Here is a 24,204-nt window from a genome sequence, read left to right as displayed (position 1 = left end):
CATCATTTGCTCGATCGCCCCCGTTTCGCTCCTAGGATCACTGGAGGTGACAACCGCATGTCGGCGACCACTCGGCAACCGTGATCACCTCACGGAACTGTCCTCGCACCAGCCCGCACGAGCCTTGGGTGCATCTCTCCTTTGGCCGTCGGCAACCTGGACGAAAGTTCGATGACCGTCGGAAACCTGGTGGCGAAGTTCGCCGCCTCGTCGGAAGGAGAAAGCGAGTGAACACGATGCGAAGCAACACGAGAGTTACCGTGGCAGCGGTAGGGGTGGCAGCGATGGCGGTGTTCGGTCTGGCGGCGTGTTCGTCAGACGATTCGTCGTCGGACTCGGCTGCGACGACGACAACGTCATCGATGATGACCACGTCGTCGATGGCGCCGACTTCGGGTGCCGCTGCGGGGGACAGCCTGGTGGGCCCGGGTTGTGCGGAGTACGCCGCGCAGGTCCCGACCGGACCGGGGTCGGTCGAAGGTATGGCCGAAGTACCGGTGACGGTGGCGGCATCGAACAATCCGCTCCTCACCACCTTGACCGCTGCGGTATCGGGCCAGCTGAATCCGCAGGTCAATTTGGTCGACACGCTCAACGGCGGCGAGTTCACGGTCTTCGCTCCGGTGGACGCGGCCTTCGCCAAGGTAGATCCCGCCACCATCGAGAGCTTGAAGACCGACGCGCCCACGCTGGAGAAGATCCTCACCTATCACGTGGTGCCGGGCCGGATCGCGCCGGACGCCATCGTCGGTACGCAGACAACAGTGCAGGGTGGCACGGTGACCGTCACCGGCTCCGGTGACGATCTGAAGGTCAACGACGCGGCGGTGCTCTGCGGTGGCGTCAATACCGCCAATGCCACTGTCTACCTGATTGATTCGGTTCTGATGCCGCAGTAAAAACCTCGTCGATATCTCGACGGGACAGCGAACACCTCTCTAGGAGATTGACATGAACAATCACCATTACGGGCGAGCAGCAGGAATCGGCTTCGGCGCGGCCATCGCGATCGCGGGTGTGATCGCGATGGCGCCGACTGCCGCCGCGGGGCCGGTCGATTGCCGCGTTCCCGGCGCGGGCACGATCGAGAATTCATCGGACACTTCCGAATGTGCCGCGTCGAGTGTCGGCGGAAGTGCCGCTGCCGCGTTCGGAGTCGATGGATCCGCGGCAGCATCGGCAGGGCCGCAGGCGCTCGCTCTCGCGATCGGCGTCGGCGGCGGTGTGGCAACCTCGCAAGCACAGGGCCTGTCCGGGCCGGCCGCGCTCGCGGTGGGCCCAGGCTCGACGGTCGACGCCAGCGGTGTGCGGCCCGGACTGGCGCTCGGGATCGCCGGTGCCGGTGCGAGTGTCACCATCGACGGGAGGACCACACCGACCTGCGTGGGCGGCCCGGCACTGGCCGGTGACTTCCAGACATTGCAAGGTTGCGTCTCCCTCGGGTGACCCGTGGGCGACCGGTGGTGAGCCGAGGTCAGCGGTTGCGGTAGGCGGCGAGGCCACCGAGATCTTCGTTGGCGATGAACACCGAACTCACGTTGAGCAGGGCGTGTTCGACGTGGTCGGGGCAACCCCACGCCGCGTCACCCCAGGAATCGGCGACCTTGATCTCGGCCGGTTCGCCGCACCCAGCGGACCCGCCGAGCTCGCACTGCTCAGGACGCGGCACAGCGACCAGCGCTGCCGCGGCACTGTGCATTCGGGCGCTGAGTTCGGCGGCCGCTTCGGCGCGCTGCTCGGCCTCGGTGCGTAACCGGTTTTCGACGCGCAGCGCCGTGGCCAGCTCCTGGCGCGCGGCTTCGGCCTGTGCCTCGGCCGTCGCTTTCGCCTGCTCGATGTGATGGCGCTCGATGGCCAGGCCCGCGGTGTCGGCGAAGACCCGGGCAAGCGCGAGATCGCTGTCCTGCGGGGCGCGCGGGCTGCGGTGATACATGGCGAAGGTTCCCAGCAGGGTGCTGTCGCGGGCCAGGATCGGCGTCGACCAGCACGCCGCCAGCTGCGCGCGCCCGGCCAGTTCCCGGAAGTCGTCCCAGAAAGGATCGGTGCCGATATCGGTGACGATGACCGGTTCGCGCCGATGCGCGGCGGTGCCACACGAGCCAACGCCTTCGCCGGTGGCGATCCCGTCGATGGCTTCGTTGTAGAAGTCGGGCAGGCTCGGCGCGGCGCCGTGGCGCAGATGTCGCCCGTCCGGGTCGGCGAGCAGCACCGAGACCAGGACCTGTTCGGGGGCGAGATCTTCGATCGCGCGCGCCATGCCGTCCAGGACCTCGGCCAGGGGCGCTTGGCGGGCGATCTGTTCGACCAGGGCGCGCTGCTCGGCCATCAGCCGGTGCGCGTGTTCGAGTTGGGTGGTCTCCACACCGATCAACCGGATCCCGGTCACCGACCCCTCGTCGTCGTGGAGTGGCTCGTAGCTGAAATCGAAGGAGGACCGGACCTTGTGGGCGCCCAGCAGGACCGGAACGGCATGACTGGTGTGGGGTTCACCGGTGCGATAGACCTGATCCAAGACGGCAAGAACACCGTGTTCGGGTAGTTCGGGCACCAGCTCGGCCAGCGGAATCCCGGTGTGGGCCGGGTCCTTTCCGATCGCGGCGAAGAACGCGGGGTTGGCCGTGTCGACCAGATGCTTCGGGCCCGCGAGTGAGACGAAGACGGCGATGGACTGCCCGAACAGTTCCCGCAGGTCCCGCTCGCCTGCCGAAGCCGGCACGCGGGCATCGGGTTCGGTTCGGTGTCGGGTGGGGGTTGTCACAAGGTGCCTCTCGTCTGCGGAACAGTGGACTGATCACCCAGCATCGACGAGGCACCACCGGTACCGAACGCTACCGGTCTTGTCGCGGGGTCGCCAACGACGGTCACGGTTGGGCGAGATCGTCACGGCCACCACATCGCGCGACTAGCGACAAATCGTCACGTGAGGGTGGAAATTGATAGGCGGGAGACGACTCTCGCCGATCTGCATGTCGAGGAATTCTTCGGGAACAAGGGGCTCACTCGGTGGGCTGCCAGTATCTCCCGGGTTGCCTATGTCCAGGTCGAGGCTTCTGGAACGTATCGTGCACCATCCGGATCGCGGCAACCACGGCATCGGGACCGTATTCCGGCCTGCTGTCGAAATCCTCGTATCGCACTGCGGCCGAGCCGTGGACGATCAACTCTTCGGCGTCGTCCGGATAGAAGCCGTAGCCGACGCCGTCGGTGAGTTCGGTGTAGGGATGGCGACTGGAGAATGCCGTAGCGACCACGCCCTGGCACGGAAAGCGCATCACGCCGTCGGTGACCGCGCGGTCGACCAGTGCCACCAGTGCCATATCGATCGAGAAGTCGTGACTGCGGAAACCGAGCAGGTCGGCCCAGTCCGGAAAGGTCGACCGGCGTAGCGGCAACGTCGCTGGTACTCCGACGATCCATGCCCGTGCCCACTCATCGATCACTGGATCGATGACGAATTCCCAACTCCGCGCGTCGAATTCCTCCTGTGCCCGCTGCCGGCGCCGGGAATCCTCGGCGTAGTAGGCCTCGCGAAACGACGCCGTCGAGTGGTCGACAATCGGAGAATTGCTGTGCGCCCTGTCCCGATCGTCCCAACGCCGCTGAAGGGCCGCGCGTTTCCGATAGAGCTCGTCACCGGACTGTGCGGTCACAGGCTAGGCGCCGAGGAGGATATCGGACATCAGATGCTCGATTCGGGCAGCGCCGCATTCGGGATGGTCGGGTCCCATCAATTGCTCCAGATCGACGACGAGGGCGAGTGCGGCGTGGACGAGGACTTGGGCGTGCGCGGGCGGTAAGGAAGGCCGGGCGGCGGTGACGAACTGGGCGCACGCCTCGATGGCCAGTCGCTGACGGTGGTTCATCGTCGCGCCCTCGGCAGCCGGGAGATTGGCGAGCTCGGCGTGGAACACGAAGGACAGTCCTGGCTCGGTGATCGATTCCTGGACATAGCTCGCGATCAGCTGGGTCAGCGCGGCATGCGGGTCGCCGTCGGAAGCAGCGGTCACGGCGGTCGAGATTCGGTCGAGACGGCGATGGATTACGGCGCTGAGCAAGTCGCCTTTGCTGCGGTAATAGCGGTAGAGCGCCGACGCGGAAGGCAGCCCGGACGCGGTCGCGATGTCCTCGACGCTGACAACGGGGTAACCGCGTGTACGGAACAGTTCGACAGCTCTGTACATCACCAGTTCGTGGTGGTGCCGTCGCACCGCGGGAAGCTCATCCTCGGCGGCGACGATGGTCGGCAGCGTGGTGCCGACGATTGTCTTGCAGGTCGTGGCCAGAACCTCAGCCAGCTCGGGCGCCGGGATACGGGTGCGGTGGTCGCAGATACTGGTGATCACACTCATCAACGCACTGGCGATGACGGCGCGTTCCGCGTCGGAGAGCTCGGGTCGCATCTGTTCGACTCGATCGCGCAAAGCGGCTTCGGTGGTGGCGACCTGATCCAGCAGAATTCGGCGGTCGTCGTCGTCGAGGTAGCGGTGCTGCCATCGCAGCAGCGCACCACAGCCCCGGTTGGCGAGCGCGGCACCGATCATGGCGTCGACGGTGAAGTCGAACTTGCGGGCAGGGTCCCAATTCCGCGCGGTCTCGGGCAGGCGCACCGCCCGGACGCCGAGTTCGCTGAGCCGGAGCGTCTCCTGCCGGAACAGGCTGTATTTGCTGGGAAAGTGCCGGTACACAGCGGCGTGGCTGATGTCCAACTTGGCGCCGATTTCGTTCATGCTCACGCCGTGCAGTCCTCGTGCACCGAAGGCTTCGGCAGAGACCCGTGCGATGTGCTCACGCCGGTCGGCCGGCCTCCGCCGGACCGGCGCAGGGCTACTCGGCTTCGGTTGGGGACCAGGCGCTGTCTTCGCTGTGTGAACTTTACCAACGGCCATGCCCCGACAATAGTGGTGGAACACGTTCCGTAGCGGGTTCCATGGCCTCTTATCAGGAACTGAATCGAAGGTCACATAGTGGACGCTGCCTACTGGCAAAAGACCATCCAGTCTGCAAGGGGCATGTCCACGTAGCCCGGGACCGCCGGTTCGTTTATCAGAAGCATGAGTAACTTGATCCTGGGAGTTCGGTCGGTCGCGTCGGTAGAACGACCGTCGTGCAAGCATCCGCAGTACGTCGGTGATACGTGCGTGACCTCGTGTCGGTCAGTGACGCTCTTCGAGCCCGACGGCTTCTCGCAGCCGATCCGCGGCCACCCGGAGTTCGGGATCGGTGGACGCGGAGGAATCCAGCAGCGCGGCCAGTGCCTCGGCGATGACATTGAGTTTCTCCTGCGCGGCCTCGCTGGCGCGGCGGCCGGCGTTCTCGAGCAGCACCACCAACAGCAGCGTGAAAACGCTCGCGACGGTGTGAATGGCAACCTGCCACGTTTTGAGGTCTGTCCACCACGGCAGGCTGATCAGCCACGCCGCGACGATTCCGGCGCAGACGAAGAAGAACGGAGCCTGACTCACTCGCAGCTCGGCCTGCTCGACGAACCGGTCGAAGGGCGACCGGTGATCGCCGCCGCTACGGCTGCGCGCGGCTTCACTGCGGCGACGCTCCATTACCGGATTCTAGTCGCATCGCACCCCTGTCGCAGCGGGACCGACGTTGCGGTGGGACATTCCTTTATCTGTTCACTTGGACAGATAAAGGGCGTAGTGTTCTGATAGGTGAACGGCAGCACCGTGGCAATGCATATGAGCGACGGGATCGTCGATGCGCCGACGTCGCTGATCTTCGCGGGGATCGCGGCGGTGGGACTCGGGCTCGCGGGCTGGCGAGCACGGGCTGAACTCGATGAGCGTGCCGCGCCGATGGCCGGGCTGGTGGCCGCGTTCATCTTCGCGGTCCAGATGGTCAACTTCCCGATCCTGCCGGGTGTGAGTGGGCACCTGCTCGGCGGGGCGCTGGCCGCCATTCTGGTCGGACCCGCTCTCGGGGCATTGTGCGTGGCGGTGGTCCTGGTCGTGCAAGCACTGCTGTTCGCCGACGGTGGCCTGACCGCGCTCGGCACCAACATCACGAACATGGCCCTGATCGGTGTCGGCGCGGGATATCTCGTCGCTCGAGCCGGGACAGCGCTGCTGCGCCGGCGAAGCGACACGGGGACGGGTGTCGTGGCGTTCGTCGCCGCGCTCATCGGAACCCTGTGCGCCGCCATGGGTTTCGTCGTCGAATACGCCATCGGCGGGGCCGCGGGTTCCACGGTCGGGGCGGTCGCGGGGTACATGTTGCTCACCCACGCGTTGATCGGGGTCGGGGAAGGCATCATCACCGCGATCACCGTGGTGGCGGTGGTGAGCGCACGGCCGGATCTGGTCTATGTGCTGCGTGCCGCCGGTCCGGTGTCCGCCGCGGCGTCGCCCGCTCGCGTGCGGTTGTCCTTCACCGGTTTCCTGTGGATGTTCGCCGCGACCGCGGTGCTCGTTGCCGGGGTGCTGTCCTACGCCGCGAGTCCACAGCCCGACGGGCTCGACGCCACCACCCGACGCGGGTGCGCCACGGTCGAGGTGAACGGGGTCGAGGAACTGCGCGGTGAGTGCATCGCGCAGAGCGCCGAGGAACACCGGTTCGTCGGTTCTCCGCTGGCCGACTACGCGATCGACGGCAACAGCGATCTCGCCGGTCCGGCGGGCGTCGTCGGCGTCGGGGCCGCCTTCGCGGTGCTGTTCGCGATGGTCCGCACGATCCGGATCGGCCGCAGCGGATCACGCTCGGCGGCCCGCGCGGGTGACGTCGCGGCGCGGTCGGAAACGGAGCGGGAGTAGGTGAGCGCCGCGGTCCACCGGCTGTATCTGGCGGGGAATTCACCGGCGCATCGTGCGCCGACCGAGGTGAAGATCGTTTGCGCGCTGGTCGCGGTGTTCGCGGTCGTAGCGACGCCACGGGAGTTGTTGTGGCCGTTCGGCTGCTATGCCCTGGGCTTGATCGCGTTGTGGCGGTGGTGGGGAATCGGGCTGCGCTGGATCGCGCCGCGGCTGCTCATCGAGTTGCCGTTCGTGGTGTTGGCGATCCTGCTGCCCTTCGCCGCCGGGCAACCCCGCACCGACTTCTTCGGGCTGTCGCTGTCGGTGACCGGCCTCTACGCCGCGTGGGGCATCATCGCGAAAGGCACTATCGGCGTGGGCATCTCACTGACCCTGGCCGCGACGACGAGCGTGCGCGCCTTGCCCGAAGGGCTGACGCGGCTGCGCGTACCCGGCACGATCGTCATGATCGTGGTCCTGATGCTGCGCTATATCGATGTGCTGGTCGACGAGGCCGCGCGGATGCGACTGGCACGGATCTCACGTGGCGACGACCCACGCACGCTGCGCCAAGCCGGTGCGACCGCACGCGGCGCGGGCACCCTGTTCCTGCGATCCTACGAACGCGGCGAACGAGTTCACCTGGCCATGCTGTCGCGCGGATTCGACGGCACCGTGCCCGATGTCGGCACCCCGCCCGCCACCCGCGAACAGTGGCTGCTCGGCTGCCTGCCCGCTGCCGCCGCGATCGCGGTCTGCGCGGGTGCTTGGATCATGCGGTGACCGAACCGACGGCACCGGCGGTGCGTGTGGTCGACCTGACGTTCGCCTATCCTGACGGGACCGGCGCGCTGAACGGGGTGAACCTGCAGATCGCGCCAGGGGAGCGGGTGGCCGTCCTCGGACCCAACGGAGCGGGCAAATCCACCTTGATGCTGCACCTGAACGGAGTACTCACCGCCACCTCGGGGGAGGTGCACATCGGTGGTGTGCGGTTGGACCGCAACAGTGTTCGCGCCATTCGGCAACGGGTCGGGGTGGTGTTCCAGGACCCCGACGACCAACTGTTCATGCCGACCGTGGAACAGGACGTCGCGTTCGGGCCCGCCAACTTCGGCGTCCGCGGCGACGCCCTCGCCGAACACGTCCGGGCGGCGCTCGACGCGGTGGGGATGACAGATCGGGCGGGGCGCTCACCGGCGCACCTGTCGCTCGGGGAACGCCGCCGGGCCGCGCTGGCCACGGTGCTGTCGTGTCGACCGGAGGTCCTCGTCCTCGACGAGCCCGCCGCCAACCTCGATCCGGTGGCCCGCCGCGAACTCGCCGAGATCCTGTTGTCGCTGCCGACCACCATGCTCGTGGTGACCCACGATCTGCCCTACGCGCAACGGATCTGCGCGCGGGCCGTCATCCTCGACGCCGGCGAAGTCGTCGCCGACGGCCCTGTCGCCGACATCCTCGGCGACGCCGCGCTGCTCGCCGAACACCGGCTCAGCTGAGCATGTGCCGGTCCGGTCGACCATCGCGTGGGTGGGTTGCCCAGGAGTAACCTGAGCGGTGGGTTCATCCCTCGACGAGCCGAGACTGCGATGCACGAAATGGCGATCACCCAGAGTGTCATCGACGCCGTCTGCGAACACGCGGCGGGTGCACAGGTGCACAGTGTGCTGCTGGAGGTGGGCGTGCTGTGCGCGGTCGTTCCGGAGGCGATGCAGTTCTGCTTCGAACTCGCCGCCGAGGACACCCTGGCCGAGGGCGCGCGCCTCGAGATCGACGTGGTGCCCGGCCTGGCGGCCTGCCGAAGCTGTGGCGCCGAGTTCAGCGTGCTCGAGCCGATCGCCCTGTGCGAGTGCGGCAGCGCCGATGTCGAGATCAGAGCCGGGCACGAACTCCGAATCCGCTCGATGGAAGTGAGCCGAGAATGTGCGCAACCTGTGGATGTGGCGACGACGACGCCGCGGTGATCACTCTCCCGCACGAACACGAACACGAACACGAACACGAGCCGCACGGCCACGGCCATGGTCACGGCGGCGATCACGTGCACCTGCCGGTGACCGAGACCATCACCCTCGAGCAGAAGGTCCTGGCCAAAAATGACCTGTTGGCCCAGCGCAACCGCGAATGGCTCGCCGCTCGCGACATCCTGGCGCTGAATATGACCAGCTCACCCGGCGCGGGCAAGACCACGTTGCTCGAACGCACGATCCGTGAGTTCACCGAGGTGCCGATCGCGGTGATCGAGGGCGACCAGGCAACCCTGCTCGATGCCGAGCGGATCGAGGCGACAGGCTGTCGGGTCGTCCAGATCAATACCGGCGCGGGCTGTCATCTCGACGCCGAGATGACCTACCGCGCGCTGGAGACCCTCGATCCCGCTCCCGGCACGCTGCTGTTCGTCGAAAACGTCGGCAACCTGGTGTGTCCGGCATTGTTCGACCTGGGCGAGCGCGGCAAAGTCGTGGTTATCTCGGTGACCGAGGGCACCGACAAGCCGCTGAAGTATCCGCACATGTTCGCCGCGGCGTCGCTGGTCCTCGTCAACAAGATCGACCTGCTGCCCTATGTGGACTTCGACCTGGACAAATGCCGAGAATACGTGGCGCGGATCAACCCGCACGCGCAGATCCTGCCACTGTCGGTGACCAGCGGTTCCGGCATGGCGCAGTGGTATGACTGGCTCCGGCGACAGGGCTCGGCAACTATTGAGGATCACTCACCGGCGACATAGACTGACGTGATCAGGATCACAGCGTAGGTTCCCGCGAGCCTGCGATCTCGCTTCAGAAAGTGGCACAGCCCATGCCTACCCAGGAAGCAATCAAAGCAGAACAGGCCCTGATCCACGTGCTGTGGATCAACGCAGGCCTCAGTTGTGACGGTGATTCGGTCGCGCTGACCGCCGCGACCCAGCCCAGTATCGAAGAGATCGCGCTCGGCGCGCTCCCCGGGCTCCCGCAGATCGCTGTGCACTGGCCGCTGATCGATTTCGAATGCGGCCCCACCGGTGGCGCCGACGATTTCCTCGAATGGTTCTTCAAAGCCGACCGTGGTGAACTCGAACCCTTCGTACTCGTGGTGGAAGGTTCCATTCCGAACGAACAGCTCCACGAGGAGGGCTACTGGTGCGGTTTCGGCAACGATCCCGCCACCGGACAGCCGATGACGACCAGCGAGTGGCTCGATCGGTTGGCCCCGAAGGCCACCGCGGTGGTCGCGGTCGGCACCTGTGCCACCTACGGCGGCATCCACGCCATGGCGGGCAACCCCACCGGCGCGATGGGTGTGCCCGACTACCTCGGGTGGGACTGGAAATCCAAGGCCGGAATCCCGATCGTGTGCGTGCCCGGTTGCCCGGTGCATCCGGACAACATGTCCGAAACGCTGACCTACCTGCTCTACATGGCCACCGGACAGGCCCCGATGATTCCCCTCGACGAGGCGCTGCGCCCCAAATGGCTGTTCGGCGCCACCGTGCACGAAGGCTGTGATCGAGCGGGCTATTACGAGGAAGGCGACTTCGCCGACGAGTACGGCTCCCCGAAATGCATTGTGAAACTGGGATGTTGGGGCCCGGTGGTCAAATGCAACGTCCCCAAACGGGGCTGGATCAACGGCGTCGGTGGCTGCCCGAACGTGGGCGGCATCTGCATCGGCTGCACCATGCCGGGATTCCCGGACAAATTCATGCCGTTCATGGACGAGCCGCCCGGCGGCAAGATCTCCTCGACGGCATCAGGGCTGTACGGGTCGGTGATCCGCAGTCTGCGCCACATCACCGGACGCACGGTGGACAAGGAGCCGCGTTGGCGGCACAAGGGCGAGAAGCTGGAATCCGGCGCCACCCGCACCTGGTAGGAGGCGATTGGAATGACTGCCATCATCCCCGAGCCGTCACACAAGCGGATCGATCCCGACAGCCTGGTCGAAATGGCCTGGGACCCGATCACCCGCATCGTCGGCAGCCTGGGAATCTATACCAAGATCGATTTCGAGAACCGTGAAGTGGTCGAGTGTCACAGCACCTCATCCATCTTCCGCGGTTACTCGATCTTCATGCGGGGCAAGGACCCCCGCGACGCGCATTTCATCACCAGCCGCATCTGCGGTATCTGCGGCGACAATCACGCCACCTGTTCCTGCTATACCCAGAACATGGCCTACGGGGTGAAACCGCCGCACCTGGGCGAGTGGATCGTCAATCTCGGTGAGGCCGCGGAATACATGTTCGACCACAACATCTTCCAGGAGAACCTGGTCGGCGTGGATTTCTGCGAGAAGATGGTCGCCGAGACCAACCCCGGTGTCCTGGCCCAGGCGGAGAAGACCACCGCACCGCATTCGGCCGAGCACGGTTATCGCTCCATCGCCGACATCATGCGCGCGCTCAATCCGTTCACCGGCGAGTTCTACCGGGAAGCGCTGCAGGTCAGCCGGTACACCCGAGAGATGTTCTGCCTGATGGAGGGCAGGCACGTGCATCCGTCGACGCTGTATCCCGGCGGTGTGGGAACCGTCGCGACGATCCAGCTGATGACCGACTACATGACGCGCCTGATGCGCTACGTCGAATTCATGAAGAAGGTCGTGCCGATGCACGACGATCTCTTCGACTTCTTCTACGAGGCGCTGCCGGGCTACGAACAGGTCGGACTGCGGCGCACCCTACTGGGTTGCTGGGGCTCGTTCCAGGATCCCGAGGTGTGCAATTTCGAGTACAAGGACATGGAGGAGTGGGGTCGGCGGATGTTCGTCACCCCCGGCGTGGTCGTCGACGGAAAACTGGTCACCACGTCCCTGGTGGACATCAATCTCGGCATCCGAATCCTCTTGGGCAGTTCGTATTACGACGACTGGACCGACCAGGAGACCTTCGTGAAGACCGACCCGCTCGGTAATCCGGTCGACCGGCGTCACCCCTGGAACCAGCACACCAACCCCAAGCCGCAGAAGCGCGACATGGACGACAAGTACAGCTGGGTGATGTCGCCGCGCTGGTTCGACGGCACCGACCATCTGGCCCTCGACACCGGCGGCGGGCCGCTGGCCCGGCTGTGGTCGACGGCGCTGGCCGGGCTCGTCGACATCGGCTACGTGAAGTCGACCGGGCACAGTGTGCAGATCAACCTGCCCAAGACCGCGCTGAAGGGCCCCGTCAGCTTCGAATGGCAGATCCCCGCGTTCGGCAGCAACACCATCGAACGCAACCGCGCCCGCACCTACTTCCAGGCCTACGCCGCGGCCAGTGCGCTGCACTTCGCGGAACAGGCGCTCGTGGAGATCCGGGCGGGACGGACCAAGACGTGGGAGCACTTCGAGGTACCGGACGAGGGCATCGGCTGCGGGTTCACCGAGGCGGTACGCGGGGTCCTGTCCCATCACATGGTGATCAGGGACGGCAAGATCGCGAACTACCATCCGTACCCGCCGACGCCGTGGAATGCCAACCCGCGCGACAGTTTCGGCACGCCGGGACCGTACGAGGACGCGGTACAGGGCCAGCCGATCTTCGAGGAGAACGACCGCGAGCACTTCAAGGGCATCGACATCATGCGCACCGTGCGCAGCTTCGATCCCTGCCTGCCGTGCGGTGTGCACATGTACCTCGGCAACGGCAAGTCCCTGGACAAACTCCACTCGCCGACCCAGACCCTCACCGGGGAGTAACGGTGATGCCGGATCGTCCGGGGGAGCACGACGAGGCGGCGATCGAACCGGACCGGTGGCGCGGCGCAGGCGACCGGATCGAGACCCTGCTGGACGCGAGTTCGGCCGGTGGCGTCGTCGCTCGCGAGCGCGCCGAGCAACTGGTGCGCGAGGTCGCCGACCTCTACGGCGCCGGGCTGGCGCGCGTTCTGGACCTGGTCGATAGCGGCGTCCGCGAGCGGCTGGTCGCCGACGATCTGATAGCGAGTCTGCTGCTCGTGCACGGCCTGCATCCGCACGACGTGCACACCCGGGTCCGCGCGGCGCTCGACAGCGTGCGCCCCTACCTGGGGTCCCACGGTGGTGACGTGGAACTGCTCGGCGTGGTCGACGGCGTCGTGCGCCTCGAACTGTCGGGCAGTTGTCGCACCTGCCCCTCGTCGTCGGTGACCCTGGAACTGGCGGTGGAGGACGCGGTGCGCGCCGCCGCGCCGGAGATCGAGTCGATCGAAGTGGCTGCCGCGCAACCGGAATCGACGGATTCGCTGATCTCCGCCGATTCGCTGTTCGCCCGGGTACACGCCGACGCCCACCCGGTCGAGTCGCAGCACGGGAGCTGGATAGCGGTCCCGGAACTGGGCGAACTCGGTGCGGGCGAGGTCGGTGGCTTCGTCATCGGCGGACAGACCGTGCTCGCCTGCCGGGTCGGTGACGATCTGTTCGTCTACCGCGATCACTGTCCGGCCTGCGACAACTCGCTCGCCGGCGCGGCATTGCATCGCCGGATGGGTTACCCGGTCGGTGAGGCAGTGCTGCGCTGCCCGACCTGCCGGGCGCACTACGACGCTGTCCACGCCGGTGCCAGAGTCGACGGCGAAGGACATCTGGAACCACTGCCGGTGCTGGTACGCGCCGGAGAGCTCTCGGTGGCCGTGCCGGTGGGGGTGGCCGGGTGAGTTCAGGGCTGGGGGTGCTGCGGCGCCTCACCGTCGACCGCAAACCCGCCGTCCCGGCGGGCGAGCGATGTGAGATGTGCGCCGAGACCATCGCCGCAGAGCATCAGCACGTGGTGAATGTCGAAGGGCGCCAACTGTTGTGCGTGTGCCGGGGCTGCTATCTGCTGTTCACCGACCAGAACGCGGTCCTGCGATACCGCGCCGTGCCCGACCGCTATCTGCGCTTCCCGGACTTCACCATCGGCCACGGCGAATGGGACGCCCTCGAGATCCCGGTGGGCCTGGCGTTCTTCTTCGACAACTCGGCACTGGGCCGCACCGTCGCGTTCTATCCGGGACCGGCGGGCGCCACCGAATCCGAACTGCCCCTCGACCAGTGGCGCACGCTGCTGGACCGGCACCCGGAGATCGCTGTCGCGGTCCCCGATGTGGAGGCGCTGATGATCCGGGTCCCCGAGCGCGGCACCGCCGAGGCGGCCTGCCTGCTGCTGCCCATCGACACCTGCTACGAATTCGTCGGCCGGATGCGGATGCTGTGGCGCGGATTCGACGGTGGTCAGGATGTACACCGCTATCTCGACGAGTTCTTCGCCACGGTGTCGGCGCGTGCGCGACCGGGTGGTGTGTGATGTGCCCGGCCTACTCGACGACCTTCGCGGTGCTCGACATCGCGCCGGAGCCCTACGCCGCGACACCCACGCTGTCGGCCCGCATCGGCATCGCGATGCTCGGTGAGGAACCGGTGCACGCGATCGCCCTGCGCGCGCAGGTGCGGATCGAACCGCACCGCCGCGGCTACACCGACGAGGAGAGCGCGGGCCTGGTCGACCTGTTCGGCCCACGCGAACGCTGGCGCGGTACCCAGCGCTCCTTCCTCTGGATGCACTGCGCCACCATGGTTCCCGGCTTCCACGGCGGCGCCCAAGTGGACCTGCCGATGCCGTGCACCTACGACTTCGAGGTGAGCGGCGCCAAATACCTGCACGCCCTACGCGAGGGGACAGTGCCGCTGATCTTCCTGTTCAGCGGCACTGTCTTCATCCGGGGCACGACCGGTTTCGCGGTGCAGCAGATTCCCTGGGACCGGGAGGACAAGTTCGAGATGCCGGTCTCGGTCTGGGACGACATGATGGCCACGAACTTCCCGAACTCGGGCTGGGTGCGGCTGCGGCGCGAGACCCTCGACGCGCTCGCCGCGTACAAATCCAGCCACGGGATGCTCGGTTTCGACGACGCGGTACTGCGCCTGCTCGACACCGCCGAGGAGGACCCATGAGCATCGAGCTGACCAGGTCGCAGGCCAGGGCGCGCGCGGTCGCCGACGCGGTGCTCTACGAGGGCTACCTGCTGTACCCGTACCGGGCCAACTCGCGAAAGAACCAGTCGCGCTGGCAGTTCGGTGTCCTCGGCCCCGCCGGAGCGGCCGCGGCCGGACTCGGCGAGGACCCGGAACTGTCGGCGCAATGCCTGCTCGACGCGGACGAGGCCGCCTCGGTCACGCTGACCGTACGGTTCCTGCAGTTGCAGCGTCGGACCGTCGAGGATGCCGGGCACACACCGGTCGCCGAGCTCGTCGCCGACGGCCGATCGTGGATCAGCTGGGACGAGGCGGTCGAGCGCGAACAGGTGATCGGTCCGCTGCCGCCGACCGATTCGACCGCGCGGCTGACGATTCCGGCCGGCACCGACTACGAGACGATCTCCGGCCCCGCCGGCGCACCGGCCGGACGGATGGTCCGACACCGCACCCACCTCGACGCGGAAGTCCAGCTGACCGTGGACCGCGACGAGCGTTTTCTGCGGCTGAGCCTCACCCTCCGCAACACCGGCACCCCCGCGACCGACCAGTACGACGCCATCGCCCGCTCGTTGATCGGCGCCCACGTCATCGCCGAAACCGAAGGCGGCCAGTTCGTTTCGCTGCTCGAACCGCCACCCGACGCCGAGGCGGCCGTGGCCCGATGCTCCCAGCACCGGTGTTTCCCGGTGCTGGCCGGCCCGCCCGGCGACCACAGCATCGTGCTGATCTCGCCCATCATCCTCTACGACCACCCCGAGATCGCCGAGCAGAGCGAGGGACCGCTGTTCGACTCCACCGAGATCGACGAGATCCTCACCCTGCGCGTCATGACCATGACCGACGACGAGAAGGCCCAAGCCCGCGCGACCGACGAGCGGGCGGCGCAGATCATCGACCGATGCGACGCGATGACACCGGAGGCATTGCGGCAACTGCACGGTGTCCTGCGGAACCCGCACGCCGAGCAGGCCACGCTGATCCCCGAGGTGCCCGACGGCGTCGACTGGTGGGACCCGTTGGCCGACAACGCTGTTCGCCCCGATACCGACGCGATCATGGTCGGCGCGGTTCGGGTCCGCAACGGCAGCCGGGTGCGCCTGCATCCGTCTCGGCGCGCCGATGCCCACGACCTGTTCTACGACGGCCGCACCGCCAAGGTCGTCTCGGTGCACGCCGACGTCGACGGGCAATCCCACGTCGGCGTGGTCATCGAGGACGACCCCGCCGCTGAACTGCACGAATGGTACGGCCGGTACCTGTATTTCGCCCCGGAGGAGATCGAACCGCTCGACAGCCAACGAGAATGAGAAGAGAGGTCAATCATGGCCACGATAGGAATGATCGCGGTGGCGCTCGCCGTCGTGGCGGCAGCCGCCGCCGCGGTGCTCGGCGTGCGTTCGATACCGGATGTCCAGCGCTACCTGAAGATGCGCCGGATGTGAGATGACGGCGCGGGTGCTCGTTGCGGGGATCGGCAACATCTTCCTCGGCGACGACGGTTTCGGGCCCGAAGTGGTGCGGCGACTACCGCCGCACGGCGAGACCGTGCGCGTGGTCGACTACGGCATCCGCGGCATGCACCTGGCCTACGACCTGCTCGATCCGTGGGACGCGCTGGTACTCGTCGACGCCGTCCCCGATCGCGGCGCGCCCGGCACCCTCGCGGTCTTCCACGCCGAACCCGACCCGGCGGGCGCGGCGCAGCTCGACGCGCACGCCATGAACCCCGACGCCGTGTTCGCGAGCGTGCGCGCGCTGGGCGGAACCTTGCCACCGACCGTCGTCGTCGGTTGCCAGGTCGACTCGGTGGAGGAGGGCATCGGCTTGTCCGATCCGGTAGGTGCCGCGGTCGATCCTGCCGTCGAGGCGGTAGTAGCGGTTCTCGCCCGACTGGTCGCCGATCCGGACGAGTCGAGCGCGGACCCGCCTCGGCCGGTCACCGACACGCACGGGCCCGTCGCGCCGTCGAACCGATCGGAGGGGTGAACCATGTGCCTCGGCATCCCCGGACAGGTCGTGGAGATCCTCGACGGCTACCACGGTCAACTCGCCCTGGTGACGGTCTCCGGCGAGGACCGGAAGGTGAACATCGGTCTGCTGGAGCAGGATCCGGTCCGCCCCGGCGACTGGGTGATCATCCACATGGGTCTGGCCGTGGAGAAGACCGACGAAGCCGGGGCGGCCACCGCGCTGGCCGGGCTGAACCTGCTCGGACGAGGTGAACAGCCGTGACCGCCCGGCAACGTCGCCGCGTCGTGGTTCGTGGCGTGGTTCAGGGCGTCGGCTTCCGGCCCTTCGTCTACACCACCGCCGCCGAGCTGTCCCTGTCCGGTTCGGTGGCCAACGACAGCTCTGGGGTGGCAATCGAAATCGAAGGCGCCCCTGCCGATCTGGACGAGTTCGCGCGACGCCTGCGCGAGCACCCACCGCCGCTGGCCGTCGTCGAATCGGTCGAGCAGACCACCGTCGCGCTGCGCGGCGGCACCGGATTCCGCATCGCCGACACCAGCCGCGACGGTGGCGGCCGCACCCTGGCCTCACCCGATGTCGCGATCTGCGCCGACTGCGCCGCCGAGCTCGCCGATCCCACCGACCGCCGCTACCGCCACCCCTTCATCAACTGCACCAACTGCGGCCCCCGGTTCACCATCATCGCCGAACTGCCCTACGACCGAGCCCGCACGTCGATGGTCGACTTCTCGATGTGCGCCCACTGCGCCGCCGAATACACCGATCCAACCGACCGCCGCTTCCATGCCCAACCCATCGCCTGCCCGGACTGCGGCCCCCGTCTCGGTTACCTCGGCCCCGCCGGCCCGGCGGTGGTCGCCGGCTCGTCGGCCGGTACCCACGGCGCCGCGCATCCCACCGCCGGGTCTGATGGGCCACTGGACTCGGCGCGAAACCTGTTGCGCGAAGGCGGGATTCTCGCGGTCAAAGGCATCGGTGGTTACCACCTCGCCTGTGATGCCACGAACGAGCGCGCGGTGGCTACCTTGCGGGGTCGAAAGCGGCGCGGCGACAAGCCTTTCGCCGTCATGGTTGCCGACCTCGCCACCGCCCGTGCGATCGCGGAGGTCGACGACACCGCCGCGGTACTCCTCACCGGCCCCCAACGCCCCATCGTCCTGCTCGCCCGCAGGGCGCTCCCCGCCATGGCGACGTCCGACGCCGACTCGCGCGTCGTGTCCGACCGCGACACCATCGACCTGGCGCCTTCGGTCGCACCCCGCAACCCCGATCTGGGCGTCATGCTCGCCTATACACCGCTGCACCTGCTGCTGTTCGGCTTGTCGGGTGACCGGCCCGCTCCCCGGGTGCTCGTGATGACCTCCGGCAATCTCGGTGGCGAACCGATCTGCTTCGACGACTCCGATGCCCGCACCCGGCTCGCCCATCTCGCCGACGGCTGGCTGTCGCACGACCGGCGCATCCTGACGCCCTGTGACGACTCGGTGGTGCGTGTCGTCGACGGTATCGAACTGCCGCTGCGCCGCTCGCGTGGCTACGCGCCGCTCCCGCTGACCTTGCCCGCCCCGGTACCACCGACTCTGGCCGTCGGCGCGGACCTCAAGAACACCTGCGCGGTCGGCGAGGGTCGCTACGCCTGGCTCAGCCAGCACATCGGCGACATGGACGACCTGGCCACCCTGCGCGCCTTCGACTCCGCCGCCGAGCACCTCGCGGAACTGACCGGAGTCCGACCCACCCAGCTCGTCACCGACGCGCACCCGCGCTACCGTTCCACCACCTGGGCGCGCACCCACGCCGCGGGCCGTCCGGTGCACACGGTGCAGCATCATCACGCCCACATCGCCGCGGTCATGGGCGAACACGGACTCGGCGCCTCGGACACCGTCACCGGGATCGCGTTCGACGGCACCGGATTCGGACCCGACGGCGCCATCTGGGGCGGTGAAGTCCTGGCCGTCGGCTACAAGGGCTACCGGCGGCTCGCGCACCTGAAGTACGTGCCGCTCGCGGGCGGGGACGTCAGCGTGTACCGGCCCTACCGGATGGCGCTGGCGCACCTGTGGTCGGCGGGACTGGACTGGTCGAACACGATCGCCTCGGTGGCTGCCTGTCCCGCCGACGAGCGAGCGGTGCTGGCACACCAATTCGGCTCCGGCTTCGGGTGTACCCCGACGTCGAGCATGGGACGGCTCTTCGACGCCGTGTCCTCGCTGGCCGGGGTCCGCCACATCATCGACTACGAAGCCCAGGCCGCGATCGAACTCGAGGCCCTCGCGCGCGCCGCCGAACCCGGCTCGCGCACCTACCGGTTCGGCCTCGACCACACCGCCGACCCGGCGGTGATCGACCCGGCCCCGGTCGTGGCCGCCGTGGTCACCGACGCCGATCACGGCGTCCCGGCCGCCGTGATCGCCGCGCGCTTCCATCACGCCGTGGCGGCGCTGGTGCTGGACCTGGCTCTGGATTTCGCACCGCGCCCGACGACCGTCGCGCTCTCGGGTGGGGTGTTCCAGAACGCGTTGCTGCTCTCGGCGGCACGCACCACGCTGCGCGACAACGGATTCCCTGTCATCACCCATCGCCGACTGCCGCCCAACGACGGTGGCCTCGCGTTCGGGCAACTACTCGCCGCCGGTGCGGGTTGAGCGAAAGGAGAGCAGCGATGTGCCTGGCAGTCCCGGGAAAGGTGCTCAGCCTGCACGAACGCGACGGCACCATGATGTCGGTCGTCGACTTCGGCGGCGTGCACAAAGACGTGTGCCTGGAATACATTCCGGACGCGGCGATCGGCGACTACGTGGTGGTCCACGTCGGCTTCGCCATCCAGCGCCTCGACGAGGAATCGGCGTTGCGCACACTGGCCGAATTCGAGCACCTCGGCGTGCTCAACGAGGAGTTCGGCGACGGGTTCGCCCTCGCCGCCAAACAATCCGGGCTCCCCGATCCCACGGCAGAACCGGCAGCGACCGACTCCGGCGCCGGCGACGACACGGAGGTGACGTCATGAAGTATCTCGACGAATTCAGCAATCCCGAACTGGCGAAGAAGTTACTCGACCAGATCCGCGGGGCCACCTCCCAGCGGTGGGCCATCATGGAAGTCTGTGGCGGACAGACCCATTCGATCATCCGCCACGGGATCGACCAACTGCTGCCCGACGAGATCGAGATGATCCACGGCCCCGGCTGCCCCGTGTGCGTCACCCCGCTCGAGGTGATCGACAAGGCGCTCGAGATCGCCGCCCAGCCCGGGGTGATCTTCTGCTCCTTCGGCGACATGCTCCGGGTACCGGGAAGTGAACGCGACCTGTTCCGGGTCAAGAGCGAAGGCGGGGATGTGCGCGTGGTGTACTCACCACTGGACGCGCTGACCATCGCCAGACAGAACCCCGATCGGCAGGTGGTCTTCTTCGGCATCGGCTTCGAGACCACCGCACCGGCCAACGCGATGACCGTCTATCAGGCCAAAAAGCTGGGCATCGAGAACTTCTCGCTCTTGGTCTCGCACGTGCTCGTCCCACCCGCCATCGCCGCGATCATGGAATCGCCGAAGTGCCGGGTCCAGGGCTTCCTGGCTGCCGGGCACGTCTGCAGTGTCATGGGCACCGAGGAGTACCCGCCCCTGGCCGACAAGTACGGAGTGCCGATGGTGGTCACCGGCTTCGAGCCGCTCGACATCCTGGAAGGCATCCGGCGCACCGTGACCCAGCTCGAGAACGGCAGACACCAACTCGAGAACGCCTATCCCCGTGCGGTCCGCGCCGAAGGCAACCTCGCCGCGAAGACGATGCTCACCGACGTCTTCGAGGTCACCGACCGTGCCTGGCGCGGCATCGGCGTGATCCCCGACAGCGGCTGGCGCCTCTCGCAACGCTACCGCGCCTACGATGCCGAGCACCGGTTCGCGGTCACCGACCTGCATACCGAGGAGTCCTCGATCTGCCGTTCCGGCGAGGTACTGCAGGGGCTGATCAAGCCGCACGAATGCGCCGCCTTCGGCAAGCAGTGCACACCGCGAAACCCGTTGGGGGCCACCATGGTCTCCTCCGAAGGCGCTTGCGCGGCCTACTACCTGTACCGGCGCCTCGACCTGCCCGCGGAGGTGGCTCATGCGTGAGGACAACGTGGCGGCCGGAGTCGACATGGACAGCTGGGTGTGCCCGATGCCGCTGCGCGACTCACCGACCATCGTGATGGGCCACGGTGGCGGGGGAGCGATGTCGGGCGAGCTGATCGAGCACCTGTTCCTGCCCGCGTTCGGCTCCGCCGCCGAAGCGGGCATGGGCGACTCGGCGGTGCTCGCCGTCGGTGGGGTGCGGTTGGCGTTCTCGACCGACTCCTTCGTCGTCAAACCCCTGGCCTTTCCCGGCGGGTCGATCGGGGATCTGGCCGTCAACGGCACCGTCAACGACCTGTCCATGGCGGGCGCGCGGCCGATGGTGCTGTCCACGGCGTTCATCCTCGAAGAAGGCACCGCACTCGCCGAGATCGCCCGGGTCGCCGAGGCTGTCGGCACCGCCGCCCTCGCGGCCGGAGTCAAGCTGGTCACCGGCGACACCAAGGTCGTCGACTCCGGCCACGGCGACGGCATCTTCATCAACACCGCCGGCATCGGCATCATCGACGACGGTATCGACATCCGCCCGCAGCGTGCCCGCCCCGGCGACGTCGTGCTCGTCAGCGGTGACATCGGGGTACACGGCGTCGCGGTGATGAGCTGCCGCGAGGGCCTCGAATTCGGCACCACCGTCTGTAGCGACACCGCCCCGCTCAACGGTCTGGTCGCCGCGATGCTGGCCACCGGCGCCGATGTGCACGTGTTGCGTGACCCGACCCGTGGCGGCGTCGCTGCCACGCTCAACGAGATCGCCGGAGTCGCGAAAGTCGGGGTGGCACTGGATGAAAGGAAGCTACCCGTGCCCGACGCGGTCCGCGATGCGTGTGGACTGCTCGGACTCGACCCGATGTATGTCGCCAACGAGGGCAAGCTGGTCGCCTTCGTCGCCCCCGAGGACGAAGACCGGGTGCTCGCGGCGATGCGGGCCCATCCACTGGGCGCTCGAGCCGAAGCCATCGGCGTGTGCGTCGAGGACCATCCGGGCATGGTGGTCGCTCGCACCGCCCTCGGCGGCACCCGGGTGGTGGATCTGCCCGCCGGAGAACAACTGCCACGGATCTGCTGACAGGAGGCGCGATCATCGACGGGACCGAGATGTTCGCCCGCTACGCCTACGCGCCGAACCGGCTCGGCTACTGCGGTCCCGCTGACGCGCGGGCGCTGCACAACGGCTCGGCCGCCGAGATCCGCGCGCTGGCCAGGCAGTTCTCCGGGGCCTGGCCCTACCTGCGGGCGATGTCGCGTCTGACCGGCATCGCCGATCCGCTCGACCGACGCCTCGTCGAGTCCTATTGGCTCGGTGGCGGAATCGGCGCCGACCTCGACGCCGGCGCGTTCACCACCGAACTGCTCGCGATCATCGCGCCGATGGCCGGACACTACTGGTCGTATCTGAACGCCGACCTCGCCGAGGAAGCCGCCGCCAACCACGGATTCCACGTCTTCGGCGTGTATCCGTGGACCCGGCTGCTGGGACGTGGCGCCGACGAGCACCCGGTCCGCATCCTGGACAGCTGCCGCATCACCTGGGGGACCGTGGTTGCCCGTGACGGCGGCGCTGCTTCCGTTCGGTGTCGGCGATTGGTCCTGGACGGTGCGCTGCTGCGGTTGTCGGGTCCGACACTGCAGCGCGCCGAGGTGGACGATCACCTGGAGGTCGAGGTCGGTGACCGGGTCGCCGTGCATTGGGAGCGTGTGTGCGGCCGCCTCGATGCCGATCAGGCGCTGGCACTGGCGACCAGTACCGCACGGCAACTGCGGGTGACCAATCGCCGGTTGACCGACACCGCGGGTACCGTTCGGCGGTAGTCGTTTTCAGCGAGGACGCCCGTGACGATGGGTGCCGTCGAGTTCGATGAGGAGCCGATTGTGTCGGACACGTTTGTCGTTGCCGCTCGAATTCCCATGGAGCGGGAGGCATTCGAGCAATGGCTGGAGACACCGGCGCCGGGGGCGGAGGCCATCGAGAATCACGGCGCGATGTATGACCGGTGGTTCTGGGACGGGAAGTCGCCGGATTGGCGGCAGGCGGAGAAGGGCGTGACGCCACGGGAGTACTTCGCCGACTGTTTCGGGGAGGACACCGGCGGGCTCACCTATGTACTGACCTATCGGGAGGGAGCGCTCGAGGCGTATCTGATGCACTTCGGGTTCTGTGAGTCGAACATCTATACCGCGCTGGTGATGCTCGCCGCGGCGGGGCGGTTTAGCTCCGAGGTGGCGCCGAGCACGGTGTTGTTCTGGGCCGAGACCAGCGGGTCGATGTTCGCGGCCGATTCGGAGGGGTGGCTGGCGACCCTGCTGGTGGGTGTCGACGGGGCGCGGTTCGCCGCCGACATCGATCTCACGGCGACGATCGCGGAGCTCCGGACAGCCGAGGCGAGCTACTTCGATCTGCTCGTCCGATTGGCGGAGGTGGAGGAATCGGTCGGCGGCGAGTCGAGTTTCGCCGCGATCGCGCGTGAGCCACGGTATGTCGATGCCGCGGTCCTCTCCGGGAGCTGAGCGGGGACTTCGTCGGACCCGGACGCCTGCGATGAATTCCGGATCCGGGCGACGTCTGTACTGGCATGACGACACATACGCTCGCCACCACCGAGAGCAACCTCACCTATGACGTCCACGGGCCGCTGCCCACCACCGACGGCCGACCGCCGCTGTTCCTGATCGGCTTCCCGATGGACGCCAGTGGCTTCACCACCTTGACGTCGTACTTCCGCGATCGCACGGTGATCACCTACGATCCGCGCGGTCTGGGCCGCAGCACCCGTACCGACGGTCGGCTCGACAACGTGCCGACGGTGCACGCCCAGGACGTCCACGACATCATCGGCGAACTCGGCGTCGACTCGGTCGAGATGTTCGCCAGCAGTGGCGGTGCGGTCGTGGCGCTCACGCTCGTGACCGCCTACCCCACGGATGTGACGACACTGGTGGCACACGAGCCACCGTTGATCCCGGTACTTCCCGACGCCGCGGCCGCCGAGCGCGCTCGTGCCGGTTTTCGAGATGCCTACTCGGCGAAGGGCTTCGGCGCGGGTATGGCGAGCTTCATCGCGATGACTTCATGGCAGGGTGAGTTCACCGAGGACTACTTCGACCATCCCGATCCCGATCCCGCCCTGTTCGGCCTGCCGACCGAAGACGACGGCGCGCGCGAAGACCCGCTGCTTTCGGACCTGTCCTGGGCGGTGAGCAGTTATCGCCCCGACCTCGCAGCACTCGCCGCGGCCCCGACGCGGATCGTGGTCGCGGTCGGCGAGGAATCCTCGGGCACCTTCACCGCCCGCACCTCGGTGCGACTGGCCGAGCTTCTCGGTCAGCCCGCGACGGTATTCCCCAGCCACCACGGCGGCTTCGCCGGCGATGAATACGGTTACCCCGGCCAACCAGAAGCCTTCGCGCACAAGCTGCGTGAGGTTCTCGACACGAGGAGCTGACGCGCGCGGCGCGGTGCCGGGGGAGCGGACTC

The 24,204-nt window shown here is 67.5% G+C and carries 26 protein-coding genes and 1 pseudogene; 23 read left to right on the top strand and 4 right to left on the bottom strand.

Annotation, left to right across the window (positions count from 1 at the left end; genetic code table 11):
• Positions 1-236: 236 nt before the first annotated feature.
• On the top strand, positions 237-899 hold the full coding sequence (locus QX204_RS15955; protein WP_301908011.1) for a fasciclin domain-containing protein: 663 nt from the start codon (positions 237-239) through the stop codon (positions 897-899).
• Positions 900-951: 52 nt separating this feature from the next.
• Positions 952-1,446: a DUF6764 family protein gene (locus QX204_RS15950; RefSeq protein ID WP_301907662.1), complete on the top strand. Its 495-nt coding sequence runs from the start codon at positions 952-954 to the stop codon at positions 1,444-1,446.
• A gap of 28 nt (positions 1,447-1,474) precedes the next feature.
• Here QX204_RS15950 and QX204_RS15945 read toward each other — a convergent pair whose 3' ends face one another.
• The 4 genes from QX204_RS15945 to QX204_RS15930 all read right to left on the bottom strand — a co-directional run bounded on the left by QX204_RS15945 (position 1,475) and on the right by QX204_RS15930 (position 5,555).
• A complete protein-coding gene (locus QX204_RS15945; protein WP_301907661.1) occupies positions 1,475-2,716 on the bottom strand; it encodes a GAF domain-containing protein in 1,242 nt (413 codons plus the stop codon).
• Between the two features lie 280 nt (positions 2,717-2,996).
• Positions 2,997-3,650 carry a hypothetical protein gene (locus QX204_RS15940; RefSeq protein WP_301907660.1) on the bottom strand — a complete coding sequence of 218 codons (654 nt, stop codon included), beginning with the start codon at positions 3,648-3,650 and terminating at the stop codon, positions 2,997-2,999.
• 3 nt (positions 3,651-3,653) lie between these two features.
• Positions 3,654-4,727: a TetR/AcrR family transcriptional regulator gene (locus QX204_RS15935; RefSeq protein WP_301908010.1), complete on the bottom strand. Its 1,074-nt coding sequence runs from the start codon at positions 4,725-4,727 to the stop codon at positions 3,654-3,656.
• A 426-nt stretch (positions 4,728-5,153) separates the two neighbouring features.
• A complete protein-coding gene (locus tag QX204_RS15930) occupies positions 5,154-5,555 on the bottom strand; it encodes a low affinity iron permease family protein (RefSeq protein ID WP_301907659.1) in 402 nt (133 codons plus the stop codon).
• A gap of 108 nt (positions 5,556-5,663) precedes the next feature.
• On the opposite strand from QX204_RS15930, the pseudogene QX204_RS15925 reads away from it, so the two are divergent.
• The 21 genes and pseudogenes from QX204_RS15925 to QX204_RS15825 all read left to right on the top strand — a co-directional run.
• Positions 5,664-6,326, top strand: a pseudogene (locus QX204_RS15925) (energy-coupling factor ABC transporter permease); the annotation flags it as partial.
• A gap of 69 nt (positions 6,327-6,395) precedes the next feature.
• Positions 6,396-6,761, top strand: coding sequence for a PDGLE domain-containing protein (locus QX204_RS15920; RefSeq protein ID WP_301908009.1), 366 nt, complete (start codon positions 6,396-6,398; stop codon positions 6,759-6,761).
• On the top strand, positions 6,762-7,523 hold the full coding sequence (gene cbiQ / locus QX204_RS15915) for a cobalt ECF transporter T component CbiQ (protein ID WP_301907658.1): 762 nt from the start codon (positions 6,762-6,764) through the stop codon (positions 7,521-7,523).
• On the top strand, positions 7,520-8,239 hold the full coding sequence (locus tag QX204_RS15910; protein WP_301907657.1) for an energy-coupling factor ABC transporter ATP-binding protein: 720 nt from the start codon (positions 7,520-7,522) through the stop codon (positions 8,237-8,239). Before cbiQ ends, QX204_RS15910 begins: the two co-directional genes overlap by 4 nt.
• A 90-nt stretch (positions 8,240-8,329) precedes the next feature.
• Positions 8,330-8,704, top strand: coding sequence for a hydrogenase maturation nickel metallochaperone HypA/HybF (locus QX204_RS15905; RefSeq protein ID WP_301907656.1), 375 nt, complete (start codon positions 8,330-8,332; stop codon positions 8,702-8,704).
• Positions 8,662-9,471 (top strand): hydrogenase nickel incorporation protein HypB, encoded by an 810-nt coding sequence (hypB, locus tag QX204_RS15900; protein WP_301907655.1) that lies wholly within the window; start codon positions 8,662-8,664, stop codon positions 9,469-9,471. Before QX204_RS15905 ends, hypB begins: the two co-directional genes overlap by 43 nt.
• Positions 9,472-9,542: 71 nt before the next feature.
• Positions 9,543-10,598 (top strand): NADH-quinone oxidoreductase subunit B family protein, encoded by a 1,056-nt coding sequence (locus tag QX204_RS15895; RefSeq protein WP_301907654.1) that lies wholly within the window; start codon positions 9,543-9,545, stop codon positions 10,596-10,598.
• A gap of 12 nt (positions 10,599-10,610) precedes the next feature.
• The gene (locus tag QX204_RS15890) at positions 10,611-12,407 is read left to right on the top strand and encodes a nickel-dependent hydrogenase large subunit (protein WP_301907653.1); all 1,797 of its coding nucleotides are present in this window, start codon (positions 10,611-10,613) and stop codon (positions 12,405-12,407) included.
• Between the two features lie 5 nt (positions 12,408-12,412).
• On the top strand, positions 12,413-13,342 hold the full coding sequence (locus tag QX204_RS15885; RefSeq protein WP_301907652.1) for a NifU family protein: 930 nt from the start codon (positions 12,413-12,415) through the stop codon (positions 13,340-13,342).
• Positions 13,339-13,971: a DUF5947 family protein gene (locus QX204_RS15880; RefSeq protein WP_301907651.1), complete on the top strand. Its 633-nt coding sequence runs from the start codon at positions 13,339-13,341 to the stop codon at positions 13,969-13,971. Before QX204_RS15885 ends, QX204_RS15880 begins: the two co-directional genes overlap by 4 nt.
• The gene (locus QX204_RS15875; RefSeq protein ID WP_301907650.1) at positions 13,971-14,618 is read left to right on the top strand and encodes a DUF6084 family protein; all 648 of its coding nucleotides are present in this window, start codon (positions 13,971-13,973) and stop codon (positions 14,616-14,618) included. The genes QX204_RS15880 and QX204_RS15875 overlap by 1 nt, the downstream gene beginning before the upstream one ends.
• Positions 14,615-15,949 carry a hypothetical protein gene (locus QX204_RS15870; protein ID WP_301907649.1) on the top strand — a complete coding sequence of 445 codons (1,335 nt, stop codon included), beginning with the start codon at positions 14,615-14,617 and terminating at the stop codon, positions 15,947-15,949. Before QX204_RS15875 ends, QX204_RS15870 begins: the two co-directional genes overlap by 4 nt.
• 136 nt (positions 15,950-16,085) lie before the next feature.
• Positions 16,086-16,628, top strand: coding sequence for a hydrogenase maturation protease (locus tag QX204_RS15865; RefSeq protein ID WP_301907648.1), 543 nt, complete (start codon positions 16,086-16,088; stop codon positions 16,626-16,628).
• 3 nt (positions 16,629-16,631) lie between these two features.
• Positions 16,632-16,874, top strand: coding sequence for a HypC/HybG/HupF family hydrogenase formation chaperone (locus tag QX204_RS15860; RefSeq protein ID WP_056808975.1), 243 nt, complete (start codon positions 16,632-16,634; stop codon positions 16,872-16,874).
• The gene (hypF, locus tag QX204_RS15855) at positions 16,871-19,261 is read left to right on the top strand and encodes a carbamoyltransferase HypF (protein ID WP_301907647.1); all 2,391 of its coding nucleotides are present in this window, start codon (positions 16,871-16,873) and stop codon (positions 19,259-19,261) included. Before QX204_RS15860 ends, hypF begins: the two co-directional genes overlap by 4 nt.
• 17 nt (positions 19,262-19,278) lie before the next feature.
• Positions 19,279-19,623, top strand: a complete 345-nt coding sequence (locus tag QX204_RS15850; protein WP_063002942.1) for a HypC/HybG/HupF family hydrogenase formation chaperone — start codon at positions 19,279-19,281, stop codon at positions 19,621-19,623.
• Positions 19,620-20,732: a hydrogenase formation protein HypD gene (hypD, locus tag QX204_RS15845; RefSeq protein ID WP_301907646.1), complete on the top strand. Its 1,113-nt coding sequence runs from the start codon at positions 19,620-19,622 to the stop codon at positions 20,730-20,732. Before QX204_RS15850 ends, hypD begins: the two co-directional genes overlap by 4 nt.
• A complete protein-coding gene (gene hypE, locus QX204_RS15840; RefSeq protein ID WP_301907645.1) occupies positions 20,725-21,798 on the top strand; it encodes a hydrogenase expression/formation protein HypE in 1,074 nt (357 codons plus the stop codon). The genes hypD and hypE overlap by 8 nt, the downstream gene beginning before the upstream one ends.
• Before the next feature lie 29 nt (positions 21,799-21,827).
• Entirely contained in the window at positions 21,828-22,541 is a 714-nt protein-coding gene (locus QX204_RS15835; RefSeq protein ID WP_301907644.1) for a DUF6390 family protein, read from the top strand.
• Positions 22,542-22,601: 60 nt separating this feature from the next.
• Positions 22,602-23,237, top strand: coding sequence for a hypothetical protein (locus QX204_RS15830; protein ID WP_301907643.1), 636 nt, complete (start codon positions 22,602-22,604; stop codon positions 23,235-23,237).
• Between the two features lie 65 nt (positions 23,238-23,302).
• A complete protein-coding gene (locus tag QX204_RS15825) occupies positions 23,303-24,172 on the top strand; it encodes an alpha/beta fold hydrolase (RefSeq protein WP_301907642.1) in 870 nt (289 codons plus the stop codon).
• Positions 24,173-24,204: the final 32 nt, after the last annotated feature.

This window comes from Nocardia sp. PE-7 (assembly GCF_030486425.1).
GTDB classification, from domain to species: Bacteria; Actinomycetota; Actinomycetes; order Mycobacteriales; family Mycobacteriaceae; genus Nocardia; species Nocardia salmonicida_A.
The sequence above is the reverse complement of the archived record's forward strand: the minus strand, read 5'-3'. Positions and strand labels throughout refer to the sequence as shown.